17 protein-coding genes are annotated in these 25,862 nt (G+C 37.9%); 6 read left to right on the forward strand and 11 right to left on the reverse strand.

Annotated elements, in window-relative coordinates:
- Nucleotides 1-42: 42 nt before the first annotated feature.
- The 6 genes from QM491_RS05295 to QM491_RS05320 all read right to left on the reverse strand — a co-directional run bounded on the left by QM491_RS05295 (nt 43) and on the right by QM491_RS05320 (nt 11,274).
- On the reverse strand, nt 43-648 hold the full coding sequence (locus QM491_RS05295) for a porin family protein (RefSeq protein WP_283326230.1): 606 nt from the start codon (nt 646-648) through the stop codon (nt 43-45).
- Between the two features lie 126 nt (nt 649-774).
- Nucleotides 775-1,971, reverse strand: coding sequence for an acyl-CoA dehydrogenase family protein (locus QM491_RS05300; RefSeq protein ID WP_283326231.1), 1,197 nt, complete (start codon nt 1,969-1,971; stop codon nt 775-777).
- A gap of 32 nt (nt 1,972-2,003) precedes the next feature.
- Complete coding sequence (locus QM491_RS05305) at nt 2,004-2,840, reverse strand: hydroxymethylglutaryl-CoA lyase-like TIM-barrel protein (RefSeq protein WP_283326232.1); 837 nt, start codon at nt 2,838-2,840, stop codon at nt 2,004-2,006.
- A 313-nt stretch (nt 2,841-3,153) separates the two neighbouring features.
- A complete protein-coding gene (locus QM491_RS05310; protein ID WP_283326233.1) occupies nt 3,154-4,626 on the reverse strand; it encodes a DUF4301 family protein in 1,473 nt (490 codons plus the stop codon).
- Nucleotides 4,627-5,108: 482 nt separating this feature from the next.
- A complete protein-coding gene (locus QM491_RS05315) occupies nt 5,109-6,362 on the reverse strand; it encodes a metal-dependent hydrolase family protein (RefSeq protein WP_283326234.1) in 1,254 nt (417 codons plus the stop codon).
- 199 nt (nt 6,363-6,561) lie between these two features.
- Nucleotides 6,562-11,274, reverse strand: coding sequence for a hypothetical protein (locus tag QM491_RS05320; protein WP_283326235.1), 4,713 nt, complete (start codon nt 11,272-11,274; stop codon nt 6,562-6,564).
- Between the two features lie 348 nt (nt 11,275-11,622).
- On the opposite strand from QM491_RS05320, the gene QM491_RS05325 reads away from it, so the two are divergent.
- A complete protein-coding gene (locus tag QM491_RS05325) occupies nt 11,623-12,858 on the forward strand; it encodes an alkaline phosphatase family protein (RefSeq protein ID WP_283326236.1) in 1,236 nt (411 codons plus the stop codon).
- Between the two features lie 485 nt (nt 12,859-13,343).
- On the opposite strand, the gene prmA is transcribed toward QM491_RS05325, so the two are convergent.
- The gene (gene prmA, locus QM491_RS05330) at nt 13,344-14,180 is read right to left on the reverse strand and encodes a 50S ribosomal protein L11 methyltransferase (RefSeq protein WP_166552589.1); all 837 of its coding nucleotides are present in this window, start codon (nt 14,178-14,180) and stop codon (nt 13,344-13,346) included.
- Between the two features lie 142 nt (nt 14,181-14,322).
- A complete protein-coding gene (locus tag QM491_RS05335) occupies nt 14,323-14,886 on the reverse strand; it encodes an RNA polymerase sigma factor (RefSeq protein WP_283326237.1) in 564 nt (187 codons plus the stop codon).
- A 285-nt stretch (nt 14,887-15,171) separates the two neighbouring features.
- Between QM491_RS05335 and QM491_RS05340 the strand changes: the two genes are divergently transcribed.
- Nucleotides 15,172-16,038 carry an AraC family transcriptional regulator gene (locus QM491_RS05340; protein WP_283326239.1) on the forward strand — a complete coding sequence of 289 codons (867 nt, stop codon included), beginning with the start codon at nt 15,172-15,174 and terminating at the stop codon, nt 16,036-16,038.
- A 188-nt stretch (nt 16,039-16,226) separates the two neighbouring features.
- Here the strand turns inward: QM491_RS05340 and QM491_RS05345 are convergent, their stop codons facing one another.
- From QM491_RS05345 to QM491_RS05355, 3 genes are all read right to left on the reverse strand, one after another.
- Nucleotides 16,227-17,765, reverse strand: coding sequence for a YifB family Mg chelatase-like AAA ATPase (locus tag QM491_RS05345; RefSeq protein ID WP_283326241.1), 1,539 nt, complete (start codon nt 17,763-17,765; stop codon nt 16,227-16,229).
- 384 nt (nt 17,766-18,149) lie between these two features.
- Nucleotides 18,150-19,061: a S66 peptidase family protein gene (locus QM491_RS05350; protein ID WP_283326244.1), complete on the reverse strand. Its 912-nt coding sequence runs from the start codon at nt 19,059-19,061 to the stop codon at nt 18,150-18,152.
- A 216-nt stretch (nt 19,062-19,277) separates the two neighbouring features.
- On the reverse strand, nt 19,278-20,270 hold the full coding sequence (locus tag QM491_RS05355; protein ID WP_283326245.1) for an ion channel: 993 nt from the start codon (nt 20,268-20,270) through the stop codon (nt 19,278-19,280).
- 203 nt (nt 20,271-20,473) lie between these two features.
- On the opposite strand from QM491_RS05355, the gene QM491_RS05360 reads away from it, so the two are divergent.
- From QM491_RS05360 to ftsZ, 4 genes are all read left to right on the forward strand, one after another.
- Complete coding sequence (locus tag QM491_RS05360) at nt 20,474-21,430, forward strand: TIM barrel protein (RefSeq protein ID WP_283326247.1); 957 nt, start codon at nt 20,474-20,476, stop codon at nt 21,428-21,430.
- A gap of 72 nt (nt 21,431-21,502) precedes the next feature.
- Nucleotides 21,503-22,039 (forward strand): thioredoxin family protein, encoded by a 537-nt coding sequence (locus QM491_RS05365; RefSeq protein WP_283326248.1) that lies wholly within the window; start codon nt 21,503-21,505, stop codon nt 22,037-22,039.
- A gap of 475 nt (nt 22,040-22,514) precedes the next feature.
- Nucleotides 22,515-24,008 (forward strand): M20/M25/M40 family metallo-hydrolase, encoded by a 1,494-nt coding sequence (locus tag QM491_RS05370; RefSeq protein WP_283326471.1) that lies wholly within the window; start codon nt 22,515-22,517, stop codon nt 24,006-24,008.
- Between the two features lie 373 nt (nt 24,009-24,381).
- Complete coding sequence (gene ftsZ, locus QM491_RS05375; RefSeq protein WP_283326249.1) at nt 24,382-25,785, forward strand: cell division protein FtsZ; 1,404 nt, start codon at nt 24,382-24,384, stop codon at nt 25,783-25,785.
- The last annotated feature ends 77 nt before the right edge of the window (nt 25,786-25,862 follow it).

Below are 25,862 nucleotides of genomic sequence, written 5' to 3' on the forward strand. Positions count from 1 at the left end.
GTAAGTGGTTCTCGGGCTCGTAAGTAATCTTACGAGCCTTTTTTATTTGTACGTACCAAGTGGGAAACTAAGTCCTAGGTTAACACTAAATACACGATTGGATACATCTAAAGTTGGACTTTTGGCAATATCTGTAAGCCCAAGTGCATAACGAGCATCTAAATTCAACCACATTTTTTGGCTAAGTGCATAATTTACGCCTGCTCCCAAAACAGCACTTACATCTGTTGAACTATAGCTACCAGCATAATCATATCCACTTTTATTGGCTACACTTGTTAAAAAACCTATTTGAGGTCCAGCAAATACTTTGGGTCTCCAAGAACCTGTTGTTTTTTGAGAACCAAAATAATACGTTGCTAGCAAAGGAACTTGTACATAATCCAGTTTGAGATAATCATCGCTTCTCTCATAATTAGCACCTTGTTGACTATATAATACCTGCATTCCAAAGCCCCAATGTGAAGTAGAGCTATAATTCAAGAAAAGTCCAGTAGAAAGCCCAGTTCTTGATTTTGTATCAGATAATCCTGAAAGACTTGAAGAGTTTACTCCAATTGTAGGACCAAAAGATAAATTTTGTGCTTTTAAAAGTGGCGAACATACACACAATAAAGCAAGGACGGCGAATTTTTTAATGTTACGCATAAGATTAAGGATTTTAATGAAAAATAAAACAATCACGACAGACCCAGTTGAGTGGCTGTTTGACTATAAAACCCAAATTTATCTCAAATTATTGAGCACCTTTTGCTTGATTGAGTAAGCGGTTTATTATTTGAATGCCGAAATCCCTGTTATTTCAGCACCCAAAATCAGTAAATGAATATCGTGCGTGCCCTCATAAGTAACCACTGACTCGAGGTTCATGAGGTGTCGCATAATTGGGTATTCGCCTGTAATGCCCATACCTCCATGTAGTTGGCGTGCCTCCCTAGCTATTTTTAGAGCAATGTCAACATTATTGCGCTTGGCCAATGAAATCTGTGCGGTAGTAGCTTTTCCTGCATTTTTGAGCATCCCTAATCGCCAGCAAATTAATTGTGCCTTGGTAATCTCGGTAAGCATCTCAGCCAATTTCTTTTGAACTAATTGAAACGAGGCAATAGGTTTATCAAACTGAATTCTTTCAAGAGCATACTTTTTTGCAGAATCATAGCAGTCCATTGCTGCACCCAAAGCACCCCATGCTATGCCATAGCGAGCTGAGTCCAAACAACCCAGAGGACCACGCAAGCCATCGGCACTAGGTAACAAATTTTCTTTAGGCACTTTAACATTATCAAATACTAATTCACCCGTACAACTCGCTCGCAAAGACCATTTTTGATGTATTTCGGGTGTTGAAAAGCCTTCCATTCCACGTTCTACGATAAGCCCTTTGATACGTCCTTGCTCATTTTTTGCCCATACTACAGCAATATCCGCCATTGGTGCATTGGATATCCACATTTTTGAACCATTCAGCAAATAGTAATCTCCTTTGTCTTCGATTCGGGTTTTCATGCCCGCAGGGTTTGATCCAAAATCTGGTTCTGTCAATCCAAAGCATCCAAGATATTCACCAGAAGCTAGCTTAGGAAGGTATTTTAGTCTTTGTTCCTCTGAACCATACTCATAAATCGGGTACATCACCAATGAACCTTGTACAGAAGCCATAGAGCGCAAACCTGAATCGCCTCTTTCAACCTCTTGCATCATTAGGCCATAAGCAATATAGTCTAACCCTCCAGCGCCATATTTTTCAGGAATTGTTGGGCCAAAAAGTCCCATTTCTCCAAATTTTTTGACTAAATAAGCTGGAAAAGCTGCTTTTTGGGCAGCATCTTCAATAATAGGAGAGACTTCTTTTTTAATAAAATCTCTTACTGATTGACGTATCAAGAGGTGTTCTTCGGTCAATAAATCATCTATCTGATAAAAATCTGGTGATTCGAAGTCATCAACTTTGTTTGATTGATAAAATTCCATGGTTTTGTTTGTTTTGAAATGCCCTGTCAAAGCTAGATAAATATCTTGTGACTCAAGTCCATCGCATTTTGCCAAGCTTGATGATTGATGGGATATATGTCTCCAAATTTTTCAATAAGATTAATCGTATTGATATTTCCCACAAGTTCGTCATTGGCCATTGGACAACCTCCAAAGCCACCAAGTGCTCCATCAAAACGACGACAACCTGCATGATATGCAGCTTGGATTTTTTCTTCCCAATTAAAAGGACTCGCATGCAAATGTGCGCCAAACTCTATTTGAGGATAAAGCGGAATTAAATGACTAAATAATTGCCCAATTAATGCAGATTCTGCAACGCCAACGGTATCTGATAAAGCAATAATTTCAACACCCAACAAAGCCATTTTTTCAACCCATTCTCCGACAATATTAGGACTATATGGATCGCCATAGGGATTGCCAAAACCCATGGAGAAATAAACAACAAGCTTTTTTTGATGTTTGAGACATAGTTCTTGGATTACCTTAACCGTTTCGAAAGCTTGCGTAGTTGAACTATTAGTATTGCGTTGTTGGAAAGTTTCGGAAATAGAAAAGGGGAAACCCAGATAAGTAATATGCTCAAACAAAACAGCTTGTTCGGCTCCTTTTATGTTGGCTATTATTGCTAGCAATTTGGTTGAAATACCATCCAATTGTAGCTGGTGATATACCTCCGCTGTATCGGCCATTTGAGGAATAGCTTTGGGTGAAACAAAGCTACCAAAATCCAGTGTATCAAATCCGACCTGTAAAAGTGTATTCAGATATTCGACCTTCAAAGCAGTAGAAACAGGTGATTTCCAGCCTTGAATGGCATCTCTTGGACATTCGATAATTTTCATAGGTTTTTTTATTTATTGATAATTGTTTCAATACTCAATATGAATGATTCTTATGAAAAAACAAAAAATCCCAATCAGAAGATTTCTGACTGGGATTCATGCAATTACAATGGTTAGGTAATTAGAAATATCTTTTTTTGAGAGTGAAAGTATTTGTTATTAAAACGCCTAATACAAAGCGCTTATTATAATATAGGATTGAGGATTTTGATTTTAGATACTTGAAGTAATCAAACATTTATGTAAATACCATAAAAAATCCCTCAAACAAGCGATACTTATTTGAGGGATTCAAATTTATAATATGTAAAAATTATTGATGTTCGTCTCTTAAAAGGTCATTCACCGTTTTTACTGGGTTGAACGTAATCAATGGAACTTCTACAAAAACAGTATTCCAATCAGACATCGCACCATTCCATAAGCCTGGAAGTTCTTGAGCTTTTACATCTTTTCCGTCACGAGACTTTACGGTTACGAAACCAGTTTTGGAGTCTCTAAATTGTAACAAATTGAATTTTTCGCCTTTACTGTTTTTCAAACCACAAATCAAATCAACTGGGTTGAAGTGCGTTGAATTATTGAAAATAGCTTTTTGCTCAGCGCTATCCACATCTATTTGTGCAGACTCTACGATTTGTAATGAAGCTGTTCCATCAGAGTTTTTGCACCAGAACGGACCACCTCCAGGTTCACCTGTATTTTTCACAACCCCACACACACGAATAGGGCGATTCAATTTTGTTTTGAAGTATGCTACTTTCTGCTCGTCTGAGTAAGTATCGAAGCCTACAGGAGGTAATACACAAATCTCTTTTTCATAGAAGTCAGCTAGCTCTGCCAATAACTCTGGCGTTGCGCCAGCTTCAAGCGCAGCTTCAAAAGCAAAGATTTTTGATTGATAATTCAACAAAATACCTGCAAGCGCCTTTTTATAATCATACGTTGTACCTTTCAAACGATCAGGCACAACATTGTCGATATTTTTGATAAATACGATATCAGCATCGATATCATTCAAGTTTTCAATCAAGGCTCCATGACCAGCAGGACGGAACAATAAGGTATCATCTTTTTCACGGAATGGAGAATTATCCATATTTACCGCTATTGTATCTGTTGAGCCTTTTTGTTCAGAAAACGAAACATTGAATTTTGTATTTAAAGCTCTCTGATAATATGGTAAGATACTTTTTGTTAAGCCTTGGAAACCAGCATTGTACTCTGGTGATACCGTAAAATGCAAGTTGGCAACGCCTTCTGAAGCGCCATAATTAGCTGCTTCGATAATATGCTCCTCTAGAGGAGTACGACAGCCATCAGGATAAGTATGGAACTTCAATAAGCCTTTTGGTAAATAACCGTAGTTCAAGCCTTTTTCTGTCAAGAAATACTCTGCAATGGTTTGCTTTTCTGCATCTTCTGGAATTAACTCCAATAAGTCTTTGTAGAAGGCAAACAAAGGTAGTTTTTCAAAAAACTGATCTACCGATTTATCTGCTTTATTTTCTGTCAAGAAGGTAAAAAGGGACTTAAACATACGAGTAGCTGCACCTGATGCAGGCACAAACTTTAATAAGTTGAGACCCGCTGAGTTTTGAGCGTAGCTATCGGCATAATGCTTCACTTCTTCATCCGATAAGCGAATCACACCGTCGTTGACAGTTGCTGCTTTTTCTAGACTCATGAATGGGAAGCCCGTTCTAAAGTCCTCAATTTGCTGCTCTACCGTCTCTATCGCAATGTTTTTGGATTGAATTTGTAAAAGGTCTTTTTCTGAAAACATAGTCGCTTTGGAGTAAGAGTATTTTTTAATGGGATAAAATCTATATTACTTATTTAATTGGTACGAATTTGCTGAGTTGTGGTTGGTACAAAGTTCCAATACAGGCAGTCTGCTTGGTCTTCAAAATCATTATTTCAGGGTAAAATCCATGTTCCTTCCATCAACAAATATACCTTTTTCTAGATGAATTTAGCATAAAAGTTAGTGAGCGGTAGCTATTTCAATGAATCTGAATTTACCTTTCCAAAACGCTTTTTGAACTTGTAAAAGTAGAGGCTCATATTCTCTTTATAGTCGTGACTAGGTCAAAGATGCAGGGTATCTACTTTAGTTAATTCCCCAAGTTTTTTAGGCAATACGGGGTCTCGAAATTGCTTCTTAACATCTCTAAATATCATGTTAAGAAGACCAATAGATTTTAAATATACTCATTTGTTTGAGAAGCCTTCATCTACTTTTACTTTTTTTTCCTCAATAATTTATTAATCGATTCGGATTCCTCCTTTGAGGACTATTTTCACCTTTTTTATGGCTTTAATATCTTGAATAGGGTTTCCTTCTACCACAATTATATCAGCCAAATTTCCAGCTTTGATTCTTCCTAATTCTCTTAATTTAAAGACATCTGCGTTGATAGAAGTACTCGAACGTAATACATCGAGTGGTTTCATGCCATATTCTACCATCAATTCTATTTCGCGTGCATTATCGCCATGATTAAATACACCAACATCGCCTCCCATACAAATTTTCACTCCAGATTCTAAGGCTTGTGTGAAAGTTTTACGCTTAGTTATTATACGCTCTGGTTCGGGTTCTTGTCCTTTTTTCCAACCTCTATATTGTGAAATAGCATCGCCTGCGGCCAATGTTGGACAAAAACACACATCGTATTGTCTCATCAAAGCAAAAACCTCTGGTGTGGCATTATCTCCATGCTCGATAGTCTTTACGCCCGCAACCACTGCTCGTCGAATACCCTCTGGAGTAGAAGCATGTGCCACAACGTCTCGTCCTGAACTACGTGCTATATCCACTACCATTTTGAGCTCAGACTCTAAGAAAGTAGGTTGGGCATCTTTGAATAGCCCCCAACGGTAATCAGCATATACCTTTACAACATCGGCTCCTTTGCCGATTTGAGTACGCACTGCTTTTGCCAAATTATCAACACCATCTGCCTCCTCGGCTCCTTGTATGACTGTTACGTCCGACTGAAATCCTTTAGGGCCATAACTTCCTGTGGCTACAAGTGCTCGACCTGCGACTAGCATACGAGGACCTTGAATTACGCCTTTTTCGATGGATTGTTTTAAGCCTACATCATCATAATCAGCACCTTCTGAACCTAAATCTCTGACTGTAGTAAAACCCGCCAACAAAGTTTTACGAGCATGATTACCAGCTCGTAAAATACGCTCAGCACGTGATTCTCGTAGAACTTGGTCATCCCAAGTGACTTCATTATAGGGATGTAAAAGTAAATGCGAGTGTCCTTCTATTAACCCTGGGAGCAACGTACAATTGGGCAAATCTATTACTTCGGTATTGGCTGGTATTTTTAATGCTGCTCCAACCGCTTCTATCCGCTGATTATGTACCAATACTTGCCAGTTAGACTGTAAGTTTTCGCCATCAAAAACTTGCTGTGGCTTCAGTAAGAGCCATTTTTCTTGAGCCGATGCTTGTAGTACTGCAACAAGCATGAATCCAGAGAGTAAAACCTTTTTAAACATTTCTTGAAATAGAGCTCCAATAGCAAAACAAGTCTTGTCGGTTAGAGCTTTTAGTTTGATGAATGAGTTGGGAATATTTTGTAAAAATACCACAATCGTAAATGTAAAAATTCTTCCTTAAAAATTCATCCTTCTATAGGCATCTTTCTGGAAAGATTTATAACAAAAAAGCCACCTCTTTCGAAGTGGCTTTTGGACTTTAGAAACCGTCTTTGGCTTCTTCTTTTTTCTTTTCTACTTTTTTAGTTTTGTCGTCACCTTGTGCAACTTTTTTCTGCTTAGTATCCTTAACTCTATAAGCTTCCATAAATCGCTCCACGAATGCAAGTTTTTCTTCGGCGCCAACGCCTAGGAAAATATAAGCGTTTTTGCCACTACCTTTTTTCACACCTTTTGCTTTAGCTGCTACGGCATTATTGAATTCTGCATCTGATGAAATCACGCCCATCTCACCTTTAATATACCCCATAAAGTACCATGTATCTTCGTTTGGAGCTAAATATAAATAGAATTCATCACCTTCGTTGGTTTTGCGTATTTCTAAATATCCATCAACTTCCGAATTAATATCTGTTCCTCCAATACTTGCCAGACCTAGCTTGCCTATTGAATAAAAAGCTGACTGTTGGTCTGAATAACGCAAATTAACCTTTGAAAACACCAATGAGGTATTCAATTTGGAATTGATAGTATGTACGGGTACGTGTTCATTTTTTAAGCGACGTTCAATTGACTCTACAGCTTTGTTTCCTACTAAATTTGCTAATTTTGACATCAAACGCTCTTTATCTTCAGGTTCATCGGCACTGCCATTATCTCTTGAATCCAGATTGATTTTGACAATTTTATCTGATAACGCTTTTAATACTTCCGAAGGCATAGGGAAGTTGACTAATAGCATTTGATCAAATTTATATTTACTACTATCAATACGAATATCCGCAAAACCAGCTCCTTGAATATAATTATTTGGTGTAAAGAAATTGAACGTACCTTCTAAAGCTAAAGTTTTTTTAGCATCATCGTAAATATAACGTGAGGCTTCATAAGACTTTTCTGTTTCTTCTGACCCTATTTCAAATTTTGAAGACTTAGGAATATCCCTGAACTTACCATTTACCACAAAAATATTATCGTCTTTCGCATCCGTTTTCTCTGATAAGAAGGTCGTATATAATCCTGTAGAAGCTGTACGGAAGTGCAAACCCGCTAGCAATTGTGTATTTATATCACTTTTTAATTCTGGTTGTACGTCTAGTGTCAGATTGTTGGTGCTATTGCCTTTGTATGGAATCCAACTAATTACATCTGAACGACCTTTGGTTTCGGGTTTGATAAAACCCTCCATTTTGAGATTTTTTTCAGACGCTGTTAAAATTACGTCGCCTTTGTAAAGAATTTTTGACGAAAGATGGAATTTGTCTTTCTCATCTACTGTCGCTTTAGCAGTAGTCGTAATAGCTTTTACTTTTTTATTTTTACGGTCATCAGCACCGATTTCTTTGAAGGTAAAGTTTCCTATTTTAAGGTTTAATGTGTCGCCAATCAAGTTCGGGAATCGATAAATGGCATCGCCTTCAAAAGCATTTCTTGACAAAATTCGAATATTACCTCCAACAAGTTTATGATAACTTGTAAGCGTATCGATTTCTAGTTTGGCATTGTAGAAAGTCTTCATTTCGGCATCGCGGCGAATCGATACTTGGCCTTGGTCGGGAATAATTTTGGCATCAGCTGATTTAATAAACGGTACTCCACTAATATTGAGTGATTGTTTTTCAATCTCATAAAGAGCTCCCGAAGCGTTGAATGTCAAACCCTCTTGCGATGGCTCGATTGAAGTAAAGGTTGATGTTTTTATATCACCTTTCATTGTAATATTTTTCTTATTGATATCCCATTCTGCACTATTGATAGAAGTGCGGTAGGCTGTATAAGGGAAATACATACTGGTAGAATCTTCGAGCTTGAGCACGGCAGGAGTTTTGATATTTACTTTACCCGTAGTCAAATTAAAATACACATTCATGTGCTTGCCAAACAAAGCTGGTTTAGCCGCTTTTAGGTTACTACCTACCATCAAGTTGGCTGGTTCTGCGGAGAACCCATCTTTTCCAAATTTGAAATTATCAGACTCCGTCTCTGAATCTTGGCGGTGTACTTTACCAAAACCAAACATACCCGACTGACGAACCAATAGTTTCCCTTCTAGTTTTGAAGAAGCTGCATAAAATTCAAATGAATTACCTTTGGTTTCAATCAACATACTATCCACTTTGGGCTGCCATTTTAAAGAGTAGTTTTTAATATCTACCTTGGTAAAATAGGCTTGTCCTACAGCGCCTTCATTGATTTTACCAATAGTACCTGTCGCGTTGACCGAATCCTGTGTAAACACAGCCTCTTTTGCTTGAATCTGCGCCGTCAGGTGGTTGATTTCACCAGCGGTATGCAAACCTCGTTTGTCCATTATCAATGGTTCTTCAAACTTGATAAAGCTTTTGCTATTGTAAAGCACGTATTTGCCCTCTGCTACTTTGTGGCTAAACCCAAGGGTATTGTCTGGCATCGAAATCAAGGTTTCTTTAAAAGGAGGGAAGATACCATCTGAATAGAATGTACCTACAAAGTCAATATCCTTGATATTCAAACTATCAAAATCAATGCTCGGCACTTTGAAATATACCTTTTTGTTGTATGCCATTTGTCCACGATAATCATGGTCGAAATAAGCCGTAACACCAGTAGGTACAACCAAGCGAGGGTATTCAACCAATCGCTGACGACCCGATTTGTTGTCAGGTTTGTTGATATAAATCGTCCCTGATTCGTATTTCAAATCACCACCAATTTCAGTTCTACCACGTTTGGCAAGTTCTTTTTGAGGAATAAAGGTAATAGAGTCGATTTTATTCAATTTGACGCTAAATTCCCCATAATTAAAGGATAAATCTTTTCCTCTAAATCTAAAATTACCAGTCTTCAACTCTCCACTAATCCCGAAGTTTCGGTCTTTGTTTACCTTAATGAGATTATCGTAAGGCGCCATAAATACATTGAGCGAATCGGATAAATAAAACTGCTTTACACCTCTAATAATCAATTGATTATCCTTCAAACTCAAGGTGGCATTTGCAGTAGTATCTTTACTACTTGTGGCATAAAGCGAAGGGATTAGTAAGTTATCATAATCTCGCTTGGTAGTTTGAACGGACAAATAATGGCTTCCTTTTCTTGAAAGTTTAATCGTTTCCACCTCAGGGTCATATTCAAAATATCCCTTTTGCATCATGGCCAAAAACACAGGTTTTAACGTAACTAGGTCTTTGTTGTATGCTTTTGCCAATTCAGAAAGCTTGACAGTAGTTAGATTATTCTTTTTGGCATAATTATTTACTACCACTAATGGATTAAAACTAAACGTTTCTGAAATTTTGTTGAAGCGCTCAGGATTAAAATAATCAAATGACTCGAATAGAGCAGGAACGACATTTTTGGCCACCAAAATATAAAAATCTACCTTGTGATCACGCAAGCTCCAACGCATAGCATCGGCAGTAATTTCTAATTTATGGTAACTATCAACATAACTCGCTTCTTTAAAGCCTCCTTCGTCTACTTTACTCAATCGCAGATTTTGTTGCAGACGGTCATATATCAATTTTCCTAAAGGATGATAAATAGAGTCATTTTCGGCAAAATATCCTGTAAAGGTTGCCGCAGGGGAAGTTATCAAAGAGTCCCCAACAATGAATCTTCTTCCTGATATTTTGAAGGCTATTTTGCCATCTTTTTTCACAACAATGGTTGTATATTTATCTTGTAAAGAAGAACTCAAAATAGTACTTCCTGATAAAGCAAAACCTCCTTTGTACTCAAAATCAGTAGATTTTTTTAGAGTTGCCTCATTTTTGAAAGACATAAAACGAGGAAAGGTCGATACTACGTTTTTAGGACGTTTTTTGCTCTGAAACTCAAAGACACCCTTGATAGGATTGATTAATTTATCAGCATAAGTCAAAGTCGACGACTCAGCTTTGAGCCTTGGATTACGAATATCCATACTGAAATTGTCCAGCACGGCAAAAGCCTGTGGCAAACCAACCGTCTCCCATGTAAATTTTCCACCAGTACCCAGCAATACTCCATCTTTGATACCCAACGTAGCATTAGTCCCTATCAACGTTGCCGAATCGCTGGCAGTAACAATAGAAAGATTGATAGTCTTAAAAACAATCGCAGGACCAGGGTTGATAAACAATGGAGCTGTTTCTTCCATAGGCGCAGGGGTTGCGCCATTGTTGCTTGGTGTAGGAGGGGCATCGTCCCAGCCATCGTTATTTGAAGGAGCGGCAGAAGCAGTATTATTGTTGGTTGGCGTGGTAGTTGTATTTGAAAGCTCTACTTTTTGGTCATTAAACTGAAAACTAATACTACCATCCAACACATACAAGCGATTGTAATTGGTATAATACACAGCCTTATTACCAAACAACAATTTCGTAATTTCTATCAAGCGAAGTGTTGTTTTAGTATCGTTGCTCTCTACAGATTTACGTAGCGTTTCGAGAAAAGCATCTAGCGTAGTACCTGAAAGTTGACTAGTATTTGAGCCTGTTACAAAAACATCAAATAGGTTCGAAAAATGGGGAGGTTTATATCCTTTTTTGAACATAAAATTAGAAAGGCTCGCTATCTTGGTCTTTTGTGGGCTACCCAGTTTTTCGGAGTTCCATAGTTTTTCAAAGCCCTTGGCTATATTTTCGGCTTGCGGATTACCCGATACACTCAGCACATTTTGGGCATCAGCCAAAAATTCCTCTGGCTTATCTGATAGTTTTAGACCTTGACCATAGGATTTTATGGTAAAAAGTAAGCCCAGAACTAACAAAAAGTAAATTTTGAGTTTCATGGATAGTATTTTTTAGTGTTAGAGTGATTTGGAGGAATTTCTCCGAAACCATAGGTTGTTCTGGTAAAAATAACGACTTTTTCGCAAAGGTATTGCCAAGTCCGAGGATTACACAGCTTTTCGCTAAAGGACTTTGTCTTGTGATGAAAAAGGGACTTTTCGTCGAATTTTAATTACCTTCTCTTCTGAAAAAGCTACTTTTGGTAAAGTTTTTTAGTTCAAACTGAGGTAGCTCAACCTATAAGTTGCAAAACCTTCTTTTATCAAAGACAAAAAACAGACCCTTTCGGTTGTATCGAAAGCCCGAAACCAAAACATAATTTATCATTCATTTTAATATTACACTTCATGAAAAAATTAGTAAGCCTTGTGTGCTTTCTTTGCTGGGCATTGGTGAGCCTTGGTCAAAACAGCGATAAACCCTATGTAGTTATGGTTTCATTTGACGGATTCCGTCATGACTATGTTCAGAAATATCCTGTAAAACACATCAAAAATTTTATCAAAAAAGGTGCTGCCGCCGAAGTGATGCTTCCTTCGTATCCGAGCAAAACCTTTCCTAATCATTATACTTTAGTGACGGGCTTGTATCCTGACCATCATGGTTTGATTGATAATACTTTTTATGATGCGGGTCGCGATACCTTTTATTCAATTCGTCAGCGTGATAAAGTAGAAGACCCTTATTACTATGGAGGTTTGCCTATTTGGCAATTAGTTCAACAAAATGGTATGAAAGCCGCCTCATATTTCTGGGTGGGTTCCGAAGCCCCAATTGGAGGTCAATACCCAACCTATTATCATCGTTTCGACGACAAAGTACCTCACCCTAAACGTGTTCAGGCCGTATTTGATTGGTTGAATTTACCAGAAGCTGAGCGTCCGCACTTGATTACGATTTATTTTTCAATGGTCGATACACAAGGACATGAATATGGTCCTAATGCACCTGAAACAGAAGCTGCTGTGATGGAAGCAGACAGCTTGGTGGGTATGTTGATGAATGGTTTGAAACAAATCAAATTACCTGTAAATGTTATACTTACAGCCGACCACGGTATGTACGAAATGCAAAATCGTCCAGAGACGTTTATCATTGCCGATGATTTCTTGGAAGGATTAAATAAACAAGATTTTCTTTTTGTAAATAATAGCACACACGGCAATATTTTCTTGAAAAATAAAGACAAAGCCGACGAAATATTCAATACAATAGCAGCAAAAGAGAAGCATTTTAAGATTTACAAAAAAGCAGATATTCCAGAAAAATTACATTTCAATACCAACGCTCGTATTGGTGATATGCTATTGGTAGTAGAGCCTGGTTATGGTTTTTACAACAAAGAATCTCTCGCTAAAAAACCAGAAAAACGTAAAGTTTGGGGCGTACACGGATTCGACCCAACAGCTTGTCCAGAAATGGGGGCGATTTTCTATGCTAACGGTCCAAATATCAAGAAAGGGATAAAAATTCCTACCTTCCAAAATATTCATGTATATCCATTTATTGCACAGCTTTTAGGCATTAGCACCCCTCCAATCGACGGAGATCCAAAAGTTTTACAAGGGATTATTAAGAAATAAATGTTGCGATTTTTGTAGAGAGGTGATGGTGTCTTTCTATCACGTAAAGCATTACATTTCTACCATTTTATATACCGAAACATAAGTCATTCCGACTTTAGTGATTGAGCGCATGAGTGATTATTTTAAAATTTGTATTCTAACTGTAGAGATGCAATGATTGCGTCTTAAGCCAAGTCATATCTGGCAAAGTTTTATCAAAAAAGGCGTTCGAAATTAGTTTTTCGAACGCCTTTTTTGATATATAATATATTTCAAAATGACACCTTTTAGACGCAAAGCATTGCGTCTCTACTAGCTAAAAATAGTCACTCAATTACTAAAACCATATTCATTGCAAACCTACTGATTATCAGCACTTAACTAGCAACAAATAAAAGATATTGAACTTGGAATAACGGATTACGGAAATATAGAAAAACCTTCTCTTGGAAAAAATAAAATAGTACTTCCGAAATCCAACATCTGCAATCTGAAATAACCAATTACTCTCTTTCAAAAACAACCGATGCCCAGTTATTTTTGGTATCAAAAAAGGTCTTTTTCAAACCTGCTTCGTTGGCTACCTGCTCAATATCTGCAATGTCATGCTCATAAAAACCACTCACGACCAAATAGGCTTTTGGCAACATAAAAGTTACATATTTCGGAATATCACGCATTAGAATATTGCGATTGATATTTGCCAACACGATGTCATACAAATCTGCTGGTTCGTCGTCGATTGTTCCTTGTCTTACCACTACACCTTCACAATGGTTCAACTCCACATTCTCACGTGAATTTTCGGCAGCCCATTCTTCAATATCAAATGCCGAAACATAGCTAGCACCTAATTTGGCTGCCATAATTGCCAAAATACCCGTTCCACAACCAACATCAAGTACTTTTTTGCCTTGGTGCTCATCTGCCAATTGTGAGCCTTGAATACCCAAAACCATCGAAGTAGTTTCGTGGTGACCCGTACCGAAAGACATTTTAGGATTAATGACAATATCAAAACGGTGTTGGTCGTCTGGTTCGTGGAAACTCGCACGCACACGTACCAAACCATTTACACTGATAGGTTCGTAGCTTTTTTCCCACTCCTCATTCCAGTTTTTCTTTTCGAGCGTGCTGTAGCTATAACTAATAGGAGTCATGGCTAAGTATCTTTCCATGATTTCGTCTACAGCTTCTTCCGAAAACAAATCTTCAGTAACATAGGCATTCAAGCCATAGCTTTCTTCGGTAAAAGTTTCGAAGCCGATTTCGCCAAGCTCGGCCATAAAAATATCTGCAAATTCTGGATTTACAGTGAGTTTCAGTTCTATATAGTTCATTACGATATGATGAAAATACGTCGCAATCGACGTTTCAATTTTTTACAAAGGTAGTGGTTTTTAGAAAATCGCAGATGCTCCAAAGCCTATTACAACAAAAAAGCCTCCCGAAGGAGGCCATTCTCAAATTTCATGCTCGCTATTACGCTACTTGGTCAAGCTTGAGGCGAAGAGTTTCGACACCACGGTGAATATTGTTATTCACCGATTGATAGTTAATACCCATCTTTTCGGCAATTTCTTGATTCCCCATTTTATCGAAGTAACGCATTTTGAGTGTTTCCCAAACACGTGGTGACAAGTCTTCTACAGCCTTTTCCAAACGTTGGAAAGTTGCCTCACGCTCGTCGCTGTCATGCTGATAATAAAAGGCATCTTTTTCGAACTCATACGTTAATTCTGGCGAATCATCAAAAGAATAACTATTGCGTGATTCGGCCACACGACGTACTAGCTCATGCCTAAGAGAGGTTTTAAGGTAAGGTTCTATATTGTCAGTGTCCGAAAGGAAAGTCCTACGATTCCAAAGGTTAAGGAATAAATCATGAACTGCATCCATTACCTGCTCGGTATCCATCGAGATTTTGTTGCCATAGCGAATCAAAACCTTGTAGTACTTCAAATACACCAACTGAAACGCATGGGCATCACCAGACTTAAACTGTTGCCATAAGGTAAGGTTTTCGTGGGCAGTTAATTTTTTCATAGGACAATTATTTTATACAAGGGACACAACAAGTTCTAGTTTAGCAATATATTATATATTAAAAAATTCGATTATACTATTTTGTCGTATATAGTAAAAAACAGCACTATATTTCCGATTTTTATATAGTAAATATAAATAGAATAAATCGAAGATATTTTGGTAAGATTTCTTTACAAAATGACTAAAAAAAATTGAATAAAACTTTTCGTTAATTAGTAGTTTCTGATACTATATTGGCATATATATAGTAGATTTGTAATATATGTCAATAATTTACTCACAATGAAGCCTCTTTTTCGTAAAGTTCAGGTAGGTCCCGAGCAATCTTTTAGCATACGCCAAGATGCAGTGCCATATTTTTATAGTCACTGGCATTATCACCCCGAAATCGAAATTGTACATATCCTAAATGGTACAGGAATGCTATTGGTAGGCGATGGTGTGAGTAATTATCGTGAAGACGATTTGATTATTGTTGGCGCCAATGCACCGCATTTTTTTAGAAGCGACCCTCAATATTTCGAGCAAAGTATGGATTTGCTTTCTAAATCGAATGTGATTCACTTTGACCCAAATTTTTGGGGTGAGACCTTCATGAAGTTACCCGAGGCGGTAGGTTTGAGTGATTTATTTTCGAGAATCCGAAAGGGAATGATGATTCGAGGAGAAGCTCGTGACCAAGCGGGTGTGCTGATTGACCAAATGCGACAGTCGTCGGGTATCGACCGTGTGATTTTACTGCTAAAAGTCCTTAAAATTTTTGCAGCGACGACAGAGTACACTTACGTATCACAAACAGAAGGCACGGCAAGTTTGGACGAACAGAATACCAAACGTATTGATCAGATTTTTTCCTTTTCTCTCAATAATTTTACGAGAGATATTACTTTACAAGAAGTAGCAGATGTAGCCAATATTAGTGTTAATTCTTTTTGTAGATATTTTAAAACACACACTCGCAAAACCTATTTTCAGTTTTTATTAGAACTTCGCATCGGGCACGCCTGTAAACTATTGGCAGAAGAAAAACTAAGTATATCCCAAATCGCCTACGAAAGTGGTTTCAATAATCTATCGCATTTTAATCGTACTTTCAAAAGCATCATGAAAATGCGCCCCAATGAATATCAGCAGTTGTATAAAGTTTGATATTGAGTGAGTTGGTGAATGAGTGGTTGAGTGATTGTTTCCTGATGTAATTATTGCCTTTCAGGTAAATATTCTAACAGTATTTTCAGAAATAAAAATTCGCTTTAAGACACAATGCTTTGCGTATCTACAGATAAAATTTAATAAAACAATCACTCAACCACTCATTCACCAACTCACTCAATAAATCATCCCGCCCAATTTTCTCTATCTAGGCTTCGGTATTGGATAGCTTCGGCGATATGTTCGGTTTGTATGTTCTCGGTACCTGCCAAATCAGCAATCGTACGTGCTACACGCAAAATACGGTCATAAGCACGCGCAGAAAGTTGGAGTTTTTCCATAGCTCGCTTAAGTAACAAAACACCCACAGGCTCTAGTGCACACACTTCCTTCACCATCTGCGAAGGCATCATGGCATTAGAATGTATTGCGGTGAAATCTTTAAAACGTTCCGTCTGTATCAATCTCGCCTTGATAACTCTTTCTCTTATCTCCTCGCTAGTTTCAGTTTTACGAGTAGAAGATAACTGGTCAAAATTGACAGGCGTTACCTCTACGTGTAAATCAATGCGGTCGAGCAGTGGACCTGAGATTTTATTCAAATATTTTTGAACCGTTCCCGGAGGACAACTACATTCTTTTTCGGGATGATTATAGTAGCCACAAGGACAAGGATTCATACTAGCAATCAACATAAAATTAGACGGAAACTCGACCGCCCATCTTGCTCTCGAAATACTGACCTTTCTTTCCTCCAAAGGTTGACGCATCACTTCTAATGCAGATTTTTTGAATTCGGGTAATTCATCCAAAAATAATACGCCATTATGTGCTAGCGATATTTCGCCAGGCTGGGGATTTGAGCCTCCACCTACCAAGGCAGCATCCGAAATGGTATGATGAGGCGAACGATATGGTCTGGTAGAAATCAAAGTAGCTTTCGTACCTAGCTTGCCCGCCACCGAATGAATCTTGGTCGTTTCGAGGGCTTCTTGTAAAGTAAGTGGAGGCAAAATCGTTGGCAGACGCTTGGCAAGCATAGTTTTCCCTGCTCCAGGAGGTCCAATCATAATAGCATTATGACCGCCTGCTGCGGCTATCTCAAGCGCACGTTTGATATTTTCTTGCCCTTGGACATGCGAGAAATCGACATCGTAATCATTTTGAGAATGGAAAAAAATATCTCTCGTATCTGTTACAGTCGGTTTTATTTCAAGGCTTCCTTTCAAAAACCCGATGGATTCACCAATATTTTTAACCCCTATAATATCCAGATTATTCACAATAGAGGCTTCTGAGGCATTTTCGACAGGTAAAATAAAACCTTTATATCCTTGCTTACGTGCTTCAATAGCAATGGGCAAAACACCTTTAATCGGTCGTAAAGCGCCATCCAATGCCAATTCACCCATAATAACATAGTCTTCCAAGACAGGTAAATGCGCCTGTTCGGAGGCGTGTATTACCCCCAAAGCAATCGGTAAATCGTATGCAGAGCCTTCTTTTCGAATATCGGCAGGTGCCAAATTTACCACCACCTTGGTCCGTGGAAAAAAATAGCCTGTTTGTTTAATCGCAGATTCGACTCGGTGAGCAGATTCTTTCACGGCTCCATCAGGTAGCCCCACAATAAAAAATCCTTGTCCTTGACCTTCACTTACCTCAACGGTAATAATAGTAGCATCTACGCCATGAACGGCACTTCCATAAGTTTTAGCAAGCATAATTAAAATGTTAGGTAAAATGATAGATGTATATATGAGTGTTGAGTTCTGAGTGATAAATTTTGAGTTGTCCTTACCTAAATAAAATTACATTAATACGCTTTAGGTGTTAGGCAAAAAAGCTTTACTTATTCTGAAAAATACTTTTTAACTTTTAGCCTATGGCATAAAGCCTACAGCTTAATGCGAGTAAAACTAAGTTAATTTTGCCCACTAAATTTCACATCATTAATTCATCAAACTTAATTCTGCACGATTACTTGTTCATTTGGTTATTGGGTTTGTTGTGAGTGATTGTTTCAAAAATACCACCTATACGGGGTAAACTATATCTTTTAAAAGATATAAATTAATAAAAAAATCACTCATTCATTCAATCACCAATCACTCAATTAGTCTTTCGACCAGTGTACAATGATTTTCGAGTACGGTTAATTCCATTACTCGGCCTACAGGCATAGCCCAGTTTTCGGGTTCGTGCCCAACTGGAAAACCATAAGAGCGAGGGTATTGATATTCTGCAACGGCTTCCTCAACGATTTCATAAGCTGTTTTGCCATAGATAGAAGGGTCGTCAGATAGATTTGAAAAATGTCCTACTATCAAACCTGCTAGCTCAGCCAACTGCCCTGTACGTTTGAGCTGAATCATCATGCGGTCGAGTGCGTAATGATATTCGCCAACATCTTCTAGAAATAGAATTTTACCGCTTAAGTTCACCTCCGACCTAGAACCAATCAAATGCACCATCAACGCCAAATTACCCCCAACTAACTGTCCTTGTGCTTTTCCTTTATAATTCATGGGATGGCTTGGTACTTGATAAGAAACAGGTTTTCCAAATAACAAGTCTTTGAGTGACTCCAAACTTTGTGTTCCACCTTCTTGCAAAAACAATTTAGGCATTACGCCATGGATACTTTCGACGCCCAAACAAAAAGCATGGCAAAGCACTGCCGTAATATCAGAGAAACCAATCAACCATTTTGGGTTTTCTAAAAAAGCATCAAAATTGATTTGATCTAAAATTCTTGCACTTCCATAACCTCCTCTTGCCGAAAAAATCGCTTTGATAGATGGATTATCTAACATCTGTTGAAAATCACGGGCTCGAACTTCGTCTGTGGCAGCGTACTGGTTGTAGCTTGTTTTCAATGATTCACCCAAAACAACCTTGAGTTCCCATTCTGTTTCCATATAAGCAATTGCTGCTTCTAAATCTTCAAAAGCGACTTTCCACGCCAATGCCAATACTCCTACGGTATCGCCTTTTTTCAAAAATGGAGGTTTTTGCATCTAATTATTCAATCTAAATTTTACCGTTTACACAAGATGTAAATTTACAAAATTCTAAAGAGATAAGTGAAAAGAAGTTAATAGTTAATAGTTGTGCTTTGTCCTTGCCTAAAATAGGTTGACCTCAAAGTCAACTTATACCATAAGCAAAAAGTATTTCTCGATATGGTGAATATAATTTTTGCCTAATGCCTACAGCCTAGAGCGTATTAGTATTTACTCTTCAGGAAACAATTCACTGGCCAATGGCACTGGATTTGTCTCTGATAATTTACTCAAATCCAAGACTACATGACCATTACTATCTATCTCACCAAACATTGAAACAAACTTTTGTCCAAATATTACCTCCTCGGCATGATATGAGCTACGAGAATGAACCGTCTGATTGAAGGTATCTTCGGTTCCTTTTATCAAAATCAAAAACTCTGCATGTTTTTCAAGAAGTTCCTCTTGGCTCATACCAAACAACGGGCTTTCATCGGTAATAGGATGAACGATTGTCCAACTGCCAGGAAAGAAATTTACTTGACTACGCTCCAAATGCAAGCGATTATAAGAGCGTGTTTTTCTGCCATGTTCATCTTTCTGAAGCATCGACAAATTAACTTCTACCGACAAATCGATTATTTGGTTATCTCGAGCGTTTACGATACGAAACATCAAACCTGTCATATCCAAATAGGGGGCTACAACAGCTTTATCAGAATATAAAATATAAGCAATAGGACGAGAAAAACGACCATACAATAACCCCGTAGCAATCGCAAAGCCCATTAGCCCCAATAGCGACTCCAGCGATGCGACGGTACTCATCAATAAGCCCGTTGGGGCAATACGTCCGTAACCAACCGTAGTAAGGGTTTGTGCAGAAAAGAAAAAAGCATCCATAAACCGCATAGTAGGCGTACTCATATCGGCTCCCTGAAGGTGCTCCATTCCGATGAGATTATACAATCCTGCGAATAGCAGATTGACCACCATAAAATACACAACCACTATCATAAAAAATTGAGGCCATGTACATGTAATCAGTTCATGATAAATATTGATACGGTCGAGAATAGAAGAGCCAACTCTTTTGACATTAAAACTTCCATCTCGATTGACCAATCGTTGGGCTTCGCCTACTTGTTTGCCGAATCCTAGTTCTTGTCTATTTTCTTCCTGTTTGAGGTATTTATCGTTTTTATAGCGTAATAAAGCCATGTATATATATGTTGAAAAGAGATTTGTATAGCTAACATATTTTGAAGTCCAAATTGTTTCGTATTTTGTAAGAAGACTCATATAACCTTCAAAACCCTGTAATACTTTTTTTTTCTTCAACGAATTTCAATAACTTCCGAATAGGTTCCTACCTCAGAGCATCATAAATATTTACCAATAAACAATTTAACAAATATTATCCAATGAACTCACGTCGTGACTTTCTCAAAACGTTTGCTGCTGCCAGCGGTGTAATGGCTTTTGCGCCAGACATGCTAGCTGCTTCTGAAGCAGGCAAAAAGCTTTTCTTCGAAATTTCTCTGGCCGAATGGTCTTTACACAAAGCAATTTTTGGTGGACAAATGACCAACCTTGATTTTCCTGTAAAAGCTCGTAAAGATTTTGGTATCGGTATTGTAGAATACGTAAATACGTGCTTTAAGTCATCTAGCAAAGATTTTAAAGAAAACGGAAAAGATAGCGCATATTTGAAAGAATTACTGATGCGTTGCAACGATAATGGTGTAAAAAACCACCTAATCATGTGCGATGCCGAAGGCGACATGGGAGATTCGGATGAAAAGAAAAGATTACAAACCGTAGATAATCATAAAAAGTGGGTAGAAGCTGCTAAACTTTTGGGCTGTAAAACCATTCGTGTCAATGCTGGAGGTAAAGGCTCTGCCGAAGAAGTAGCAAAAAATGCAGCCGACGGCTTGGCTAAGCTTAGTGAGTTTGCAGCTACGATGAAGATTAATGTCATTGTTGAAAACCATGGAGGATATTCCTCAAATGGCGAATGGCTTACGGGTGTTATGAAGGCCGTAAACATGAAAAACTGCGGTACATTGCCAGACTTTGGTAACTTCTGCATCAAGCGTGATACTGCCAACTGGAGAACTTGTGTAGAAGAATATGACCGCTATAAGGGCGTAAAAGAATTGATGCCTTTTGCCAAAGGGGTAAGTGCTAAAACAAATGTTTTTGATGCCGATGGCAACGAACGCAATATGGATTACATGCGCTTGATGAAAATTGTTAAAGAAGCTGGTTTTAAAGGTATCGTAGGTATCGAATTTGAAGGTGAAGAGCTGAGCGAAGACGAAGGAATTAAGGCTACATTAAAATTACTCCAAAAAGTGGGAGGAATCTTGAGTTAAGCCTGTAACTTTGTAGTTAGCAAACTGGATACCAGCAGTTTTATCAACTATAAACTACATTTTACTTAGGATATGAAAAAGTTCTTGTTAGCAATACTTTGCTTACTCTTTGTCCAATATACCAATGCCCAAGATACGGCTACAAAGCCCAAAATCAAATGGATGACCCTTGAGCAAGCTTTTCAGGCTATTCAGAAAGAGCCTCGCAAAATTGTTGTCGATGTGTACACAGGCTGGTGTGGATGGTGTAAAGTAATGGATCAAAAAACCTTTACTGACCCCAAAGTTATTGAGTATATCAATCAAAAGTATTACGCCGTAAAACTCGATGCCGAGCAGAAAGACGATATTACGATTGGAACACAAAAGTATATTTGGCAAAATGGTTATAACCAAGCAGGCGTACAATTGTTACAAGGAAAAATGTCGTTTCCTACGATTGTGTATCTGGACGAAAAATTTAATATGATTCAGCCAGTGCCAGGCTATCAGGATGCAAAACAGTTTCACCAAATTATTACCTACTTTGGTGACGATCACTACAAAAAAGGAGAATGGGACAAATATCAAAAAGATGTTTACCCAAAACAATACGGTAGTACAAAATAAATCAGCATTATGATTTGATTGGGCAAAAAGCTTCAGTATATTTTTGAAGTTTTTTGCCTTTTTAAGTAAGTATCTAATTTTCACTATCAGAAACGTTATCCACAACTGATAACCAAGAGGTGATACTTATCAAACCACACATATACTAAATTTTGATTGTTAAGCATTTACTACACAAGGTTTTTTTTGTAAATTTCGATAATTACATATTCCAATAAACGGAATAAAGATAACTTCATATAGCCTTAAATTGCTTTTCTTTGGGAATCAACTATTTGTACGATAAATTAGGAGAGTATTGTCATTTGTATAAAATTGTAGTCAACATTCTAACAACTACCATCGCCCTTTCGTCGCCAGTTTTGAATTCTTACTTTGAATTGTATGCTATTCTTGTGTGAACTATTATCATTTCGTTTATTTTATTGATTCTATTGGGTGTCCACTCTTAGCAAATTTTGTTTAACATAACATGATGAAAAAAAGTTTATTGAGTATGCTTGCCGTAGTATTACTCATTGGTACCGCTGCCTATAACCCTATCAAAGACGAAACTGACGAATTAGAAGACATTTTTCGCCAAATCAATACCGAAGTTTTGTCAAATGGGAAAGCTTACGAAACGCTAGGACAAGCCTGCAAAACCATTGGTCATCGCCTTACTGGTAGTAGCAATGGAAAAAAAGCAGAAGAATATGCACACACATTACTAAAATCTTATGGTTTTAGCGATGTCAAATACCAGCCATTTCAGGTAGAAGCATGGTCACGCGATACCGTTACGTTAGCTATTGCACCTCGCAAAAGTGATAATTTCCGAGACGTAGAGGTCGTTTCATTGGCAATGACTCCTGTGGAGGCAAAAGTTACTTCTGAAATTGTCGATGTAGGCAATGGTTTAGAAGGTGATTTTCAAGCCGTGAAAGAGAAGCTTTCTGGCAAAATTGCCCTTGTCAATATTGGCTTGTTAGCTCCAATCAAAGGCCCTCGTAATTTGCACCGTTCCGAAAAAACGGCCCTTGCCATGCAATATGGTGCAGTAGGCGTTATTTTTGTGAATACTGTAAAAGGAAATGTGCTATTGACAGGAACGGCTTCTGTAACAGGAAGCTTGATAGAAATTCCTGCCGTTTGTGTATCACTTGAAAGTGGTATGGAACTTCGTGCCTGGTTGAGTCAAGAACCGAATTTGGTAGCGATGATTGACATGAAAAACTTTAGTCGAATGATTAAAGCTCGTAACGTTATTGCAACACTCAAAGGTAGTAGCAAACGTCATCAAGATGAGAAAATTGTCATTGGCGGTCACCTCGACTCATGGGATTTGGCACATGGTGCATTGGATAATGGCATCGGGTCTTTCTCAATTTTGGATATTGCCCGTACCTTCCAAGCCTTAAAGCTCAAACCAAAAAGAACAATCGAATTTGTAATGTTTATGGGTGAGGAAGAAGGTCTACTAGGCTCAAAAGCAATGATTGAGAAACTTAATAAAAGCAATGCTATCAATAAAGTAGCTTTTATGTTTAATCTAGACATGGCCAATAACGCCAATGGATTCAATACTTCAGGTCGTGATGAAATGGTACCTTTATTTACAAGATTTGGACAGGTAATTCAAAAAGTTGAACCATCGTTCAAAAACACCGTTATCAATCAAGCAGGGTTACACTCAGACCATCAAACATTTATGCTTGAAGGTATTCCTACGGCGTCGCCAATCGGTAGTATTGCCCCAGAAGCTATTGGTTGCTATCATGCCAATTGTGACAAATTTGATTTGATTAAAAAAGATGAAATCAATAACACCGTTCGTTACACAGCTATGATGTTGTATGCCATGGCAAACGCTGAAGAAATTCCTGCCAAAAAAATGGATTATTACTCTACACGTGATTTCTTCATAAAGCAAAACCTTCGCAAAGAGCTTGAGCTTGGTCGTGAATGGAAATGGGGAGCTAGCGAATAAACATATTTTTATAAAAGTTGGTGTTCTGCCATAACGAACTCCAACTTTTATGGTTTTAAATCATACGAATAAAAAGGATTTTTAAGTTTATAAATCGACCACTCACTAAAATATGCTGATTATCAAAAGCATAATGTATCAATCTGGCAACTTTTATGTAATTTTATAGTATATGTCATATTGATAGGTACTTACAATACCTGAGTAATTTAAAATTATTTGTAATTTTGAGAGCTTAAATTTGCGGTTTGCACACCAAAGTAAATTGACCGAGGTAGCGGCCATCTATTACTGGATTATTCTGTATTTACAACCAGAATAGTACTTAACTTATCCTTACTGAATATTATTAATCCTTAACCCGTTTAAGCGTATGGCATTTTTTGATCATAATATCGAACTAAAGGATGATAAGCCTTCTAATATTATCAAAGTCATAGGCGTTGGTGGTGGCGGTAGCAATGCTGTTCGTCACATGTATGAAATGAAAATTCAGGATGTTGATTTTGTGGTTTGTAATACCGATTTACAAGCGCTAAATGATAATTCTGTTCCAACAAAACTCCAATTAGGTGCCATTCTTACCGAAGGGCTTGGAGCTGGTACTGAGCCAGAGCAAGGTAGATTAGCTGCTGAAGAAAGTGCTGCTCAAATTACTGCTTTGTTAGAAGGTGGTACCAAAATGGTATTTATCACCGCAGGTATGGGAGGTGGTACAGGTACTGGGGCTGCACCTGTGATTGCTAAAGTTGCTAAGAGTCTTGATATTCTTACAGTTGCTATTGTTACTGCGCCTTACTCTTGGGAAGGCACAGAAAAAATCGATGCTGCTATGCGTGGTATCGAGGAATTACAGCGTACCTGTGATACAGTATTGGTAGTACTTAACGACAAATTACTTGAGATTTATGAAGATCTAAATATACTAGAAGCATTTGAGCACGCTGATGATGTGTTGGCCAATGCCGCCAAATCAGTAGCTGAAGTAATTACCAAGTCTGGTAAAATCAACGCCGACTTTAAGGATGTAAAAAAAGTACTTAGCAATGCAGGACAAGCTGTAATGAGTACAGCTTCGGCCAAGGGACAAAATCGTGCTTCGGAAGTTATCAAAAGTGCCCTCGATTCGCCATTACTTAATAACAAAGATATCAAAGGTGCTAAACGTATCCTTGTAACTGTAGCTACTAGTAAAGCTAAAGTTATGGGTGTAAAAGAACAACAAATTATCACTGACTATATCATGAGAGAAATTGGCGAAGCTCCTGCTGGTTTCAAACTTGGATTTATCCTAGATGATGATTTGGACGAAGAAATGCGCGTAACAGTTATCGCTGCTGGATTTGACTTAGGCGACGATGCTCCACTACCTGTAAATGGCAAAAACGGTGAAGAAAAAGAGTATGTTGCTCCGGCTAAGCCAAAACCTACTACAATTAAAGATCTTGTAGATAGACCATTGTCACCGAAGCCTATAACTAATTTTAATAACCCACAACGAGTACCTACTCCTCAACCTCAACCACCTGTAGTGGTATATGAGGAAGAAGAAGTGTACGAAGACGAAGAGGAGGAAAGAGTTGAACATAAGCCCACATTCTACTATAAACAAGAAGACGATACCCTTCGTGTTAGACGTATGATTGATGCTTTCTGCCAAAAGATTCCTAACGAGACAGACCTTGAGACTCCTGCTTATTTGAGACACAAGGTTCAGTTAATCGATATCAGTCAAGTTCCTGAAGTTGAGTTATTTGACCAACCATTGTACGAATAAAAAAAGGGGTATCGGAATCGATACCCCTTTTTGATTATAATCACCTGAATAATTGTTAATTTAACTTTAACTTGCAA

The sequence above is a fragment of the Flectobacillus longus genome (genome assembly GCF_030056705.1).
GTDB lineage: Bacteria > Bacteroidota > Bacteroidia > Cytophagales > Spirosomataceae > Flectobacillus > Flectobacillus longus.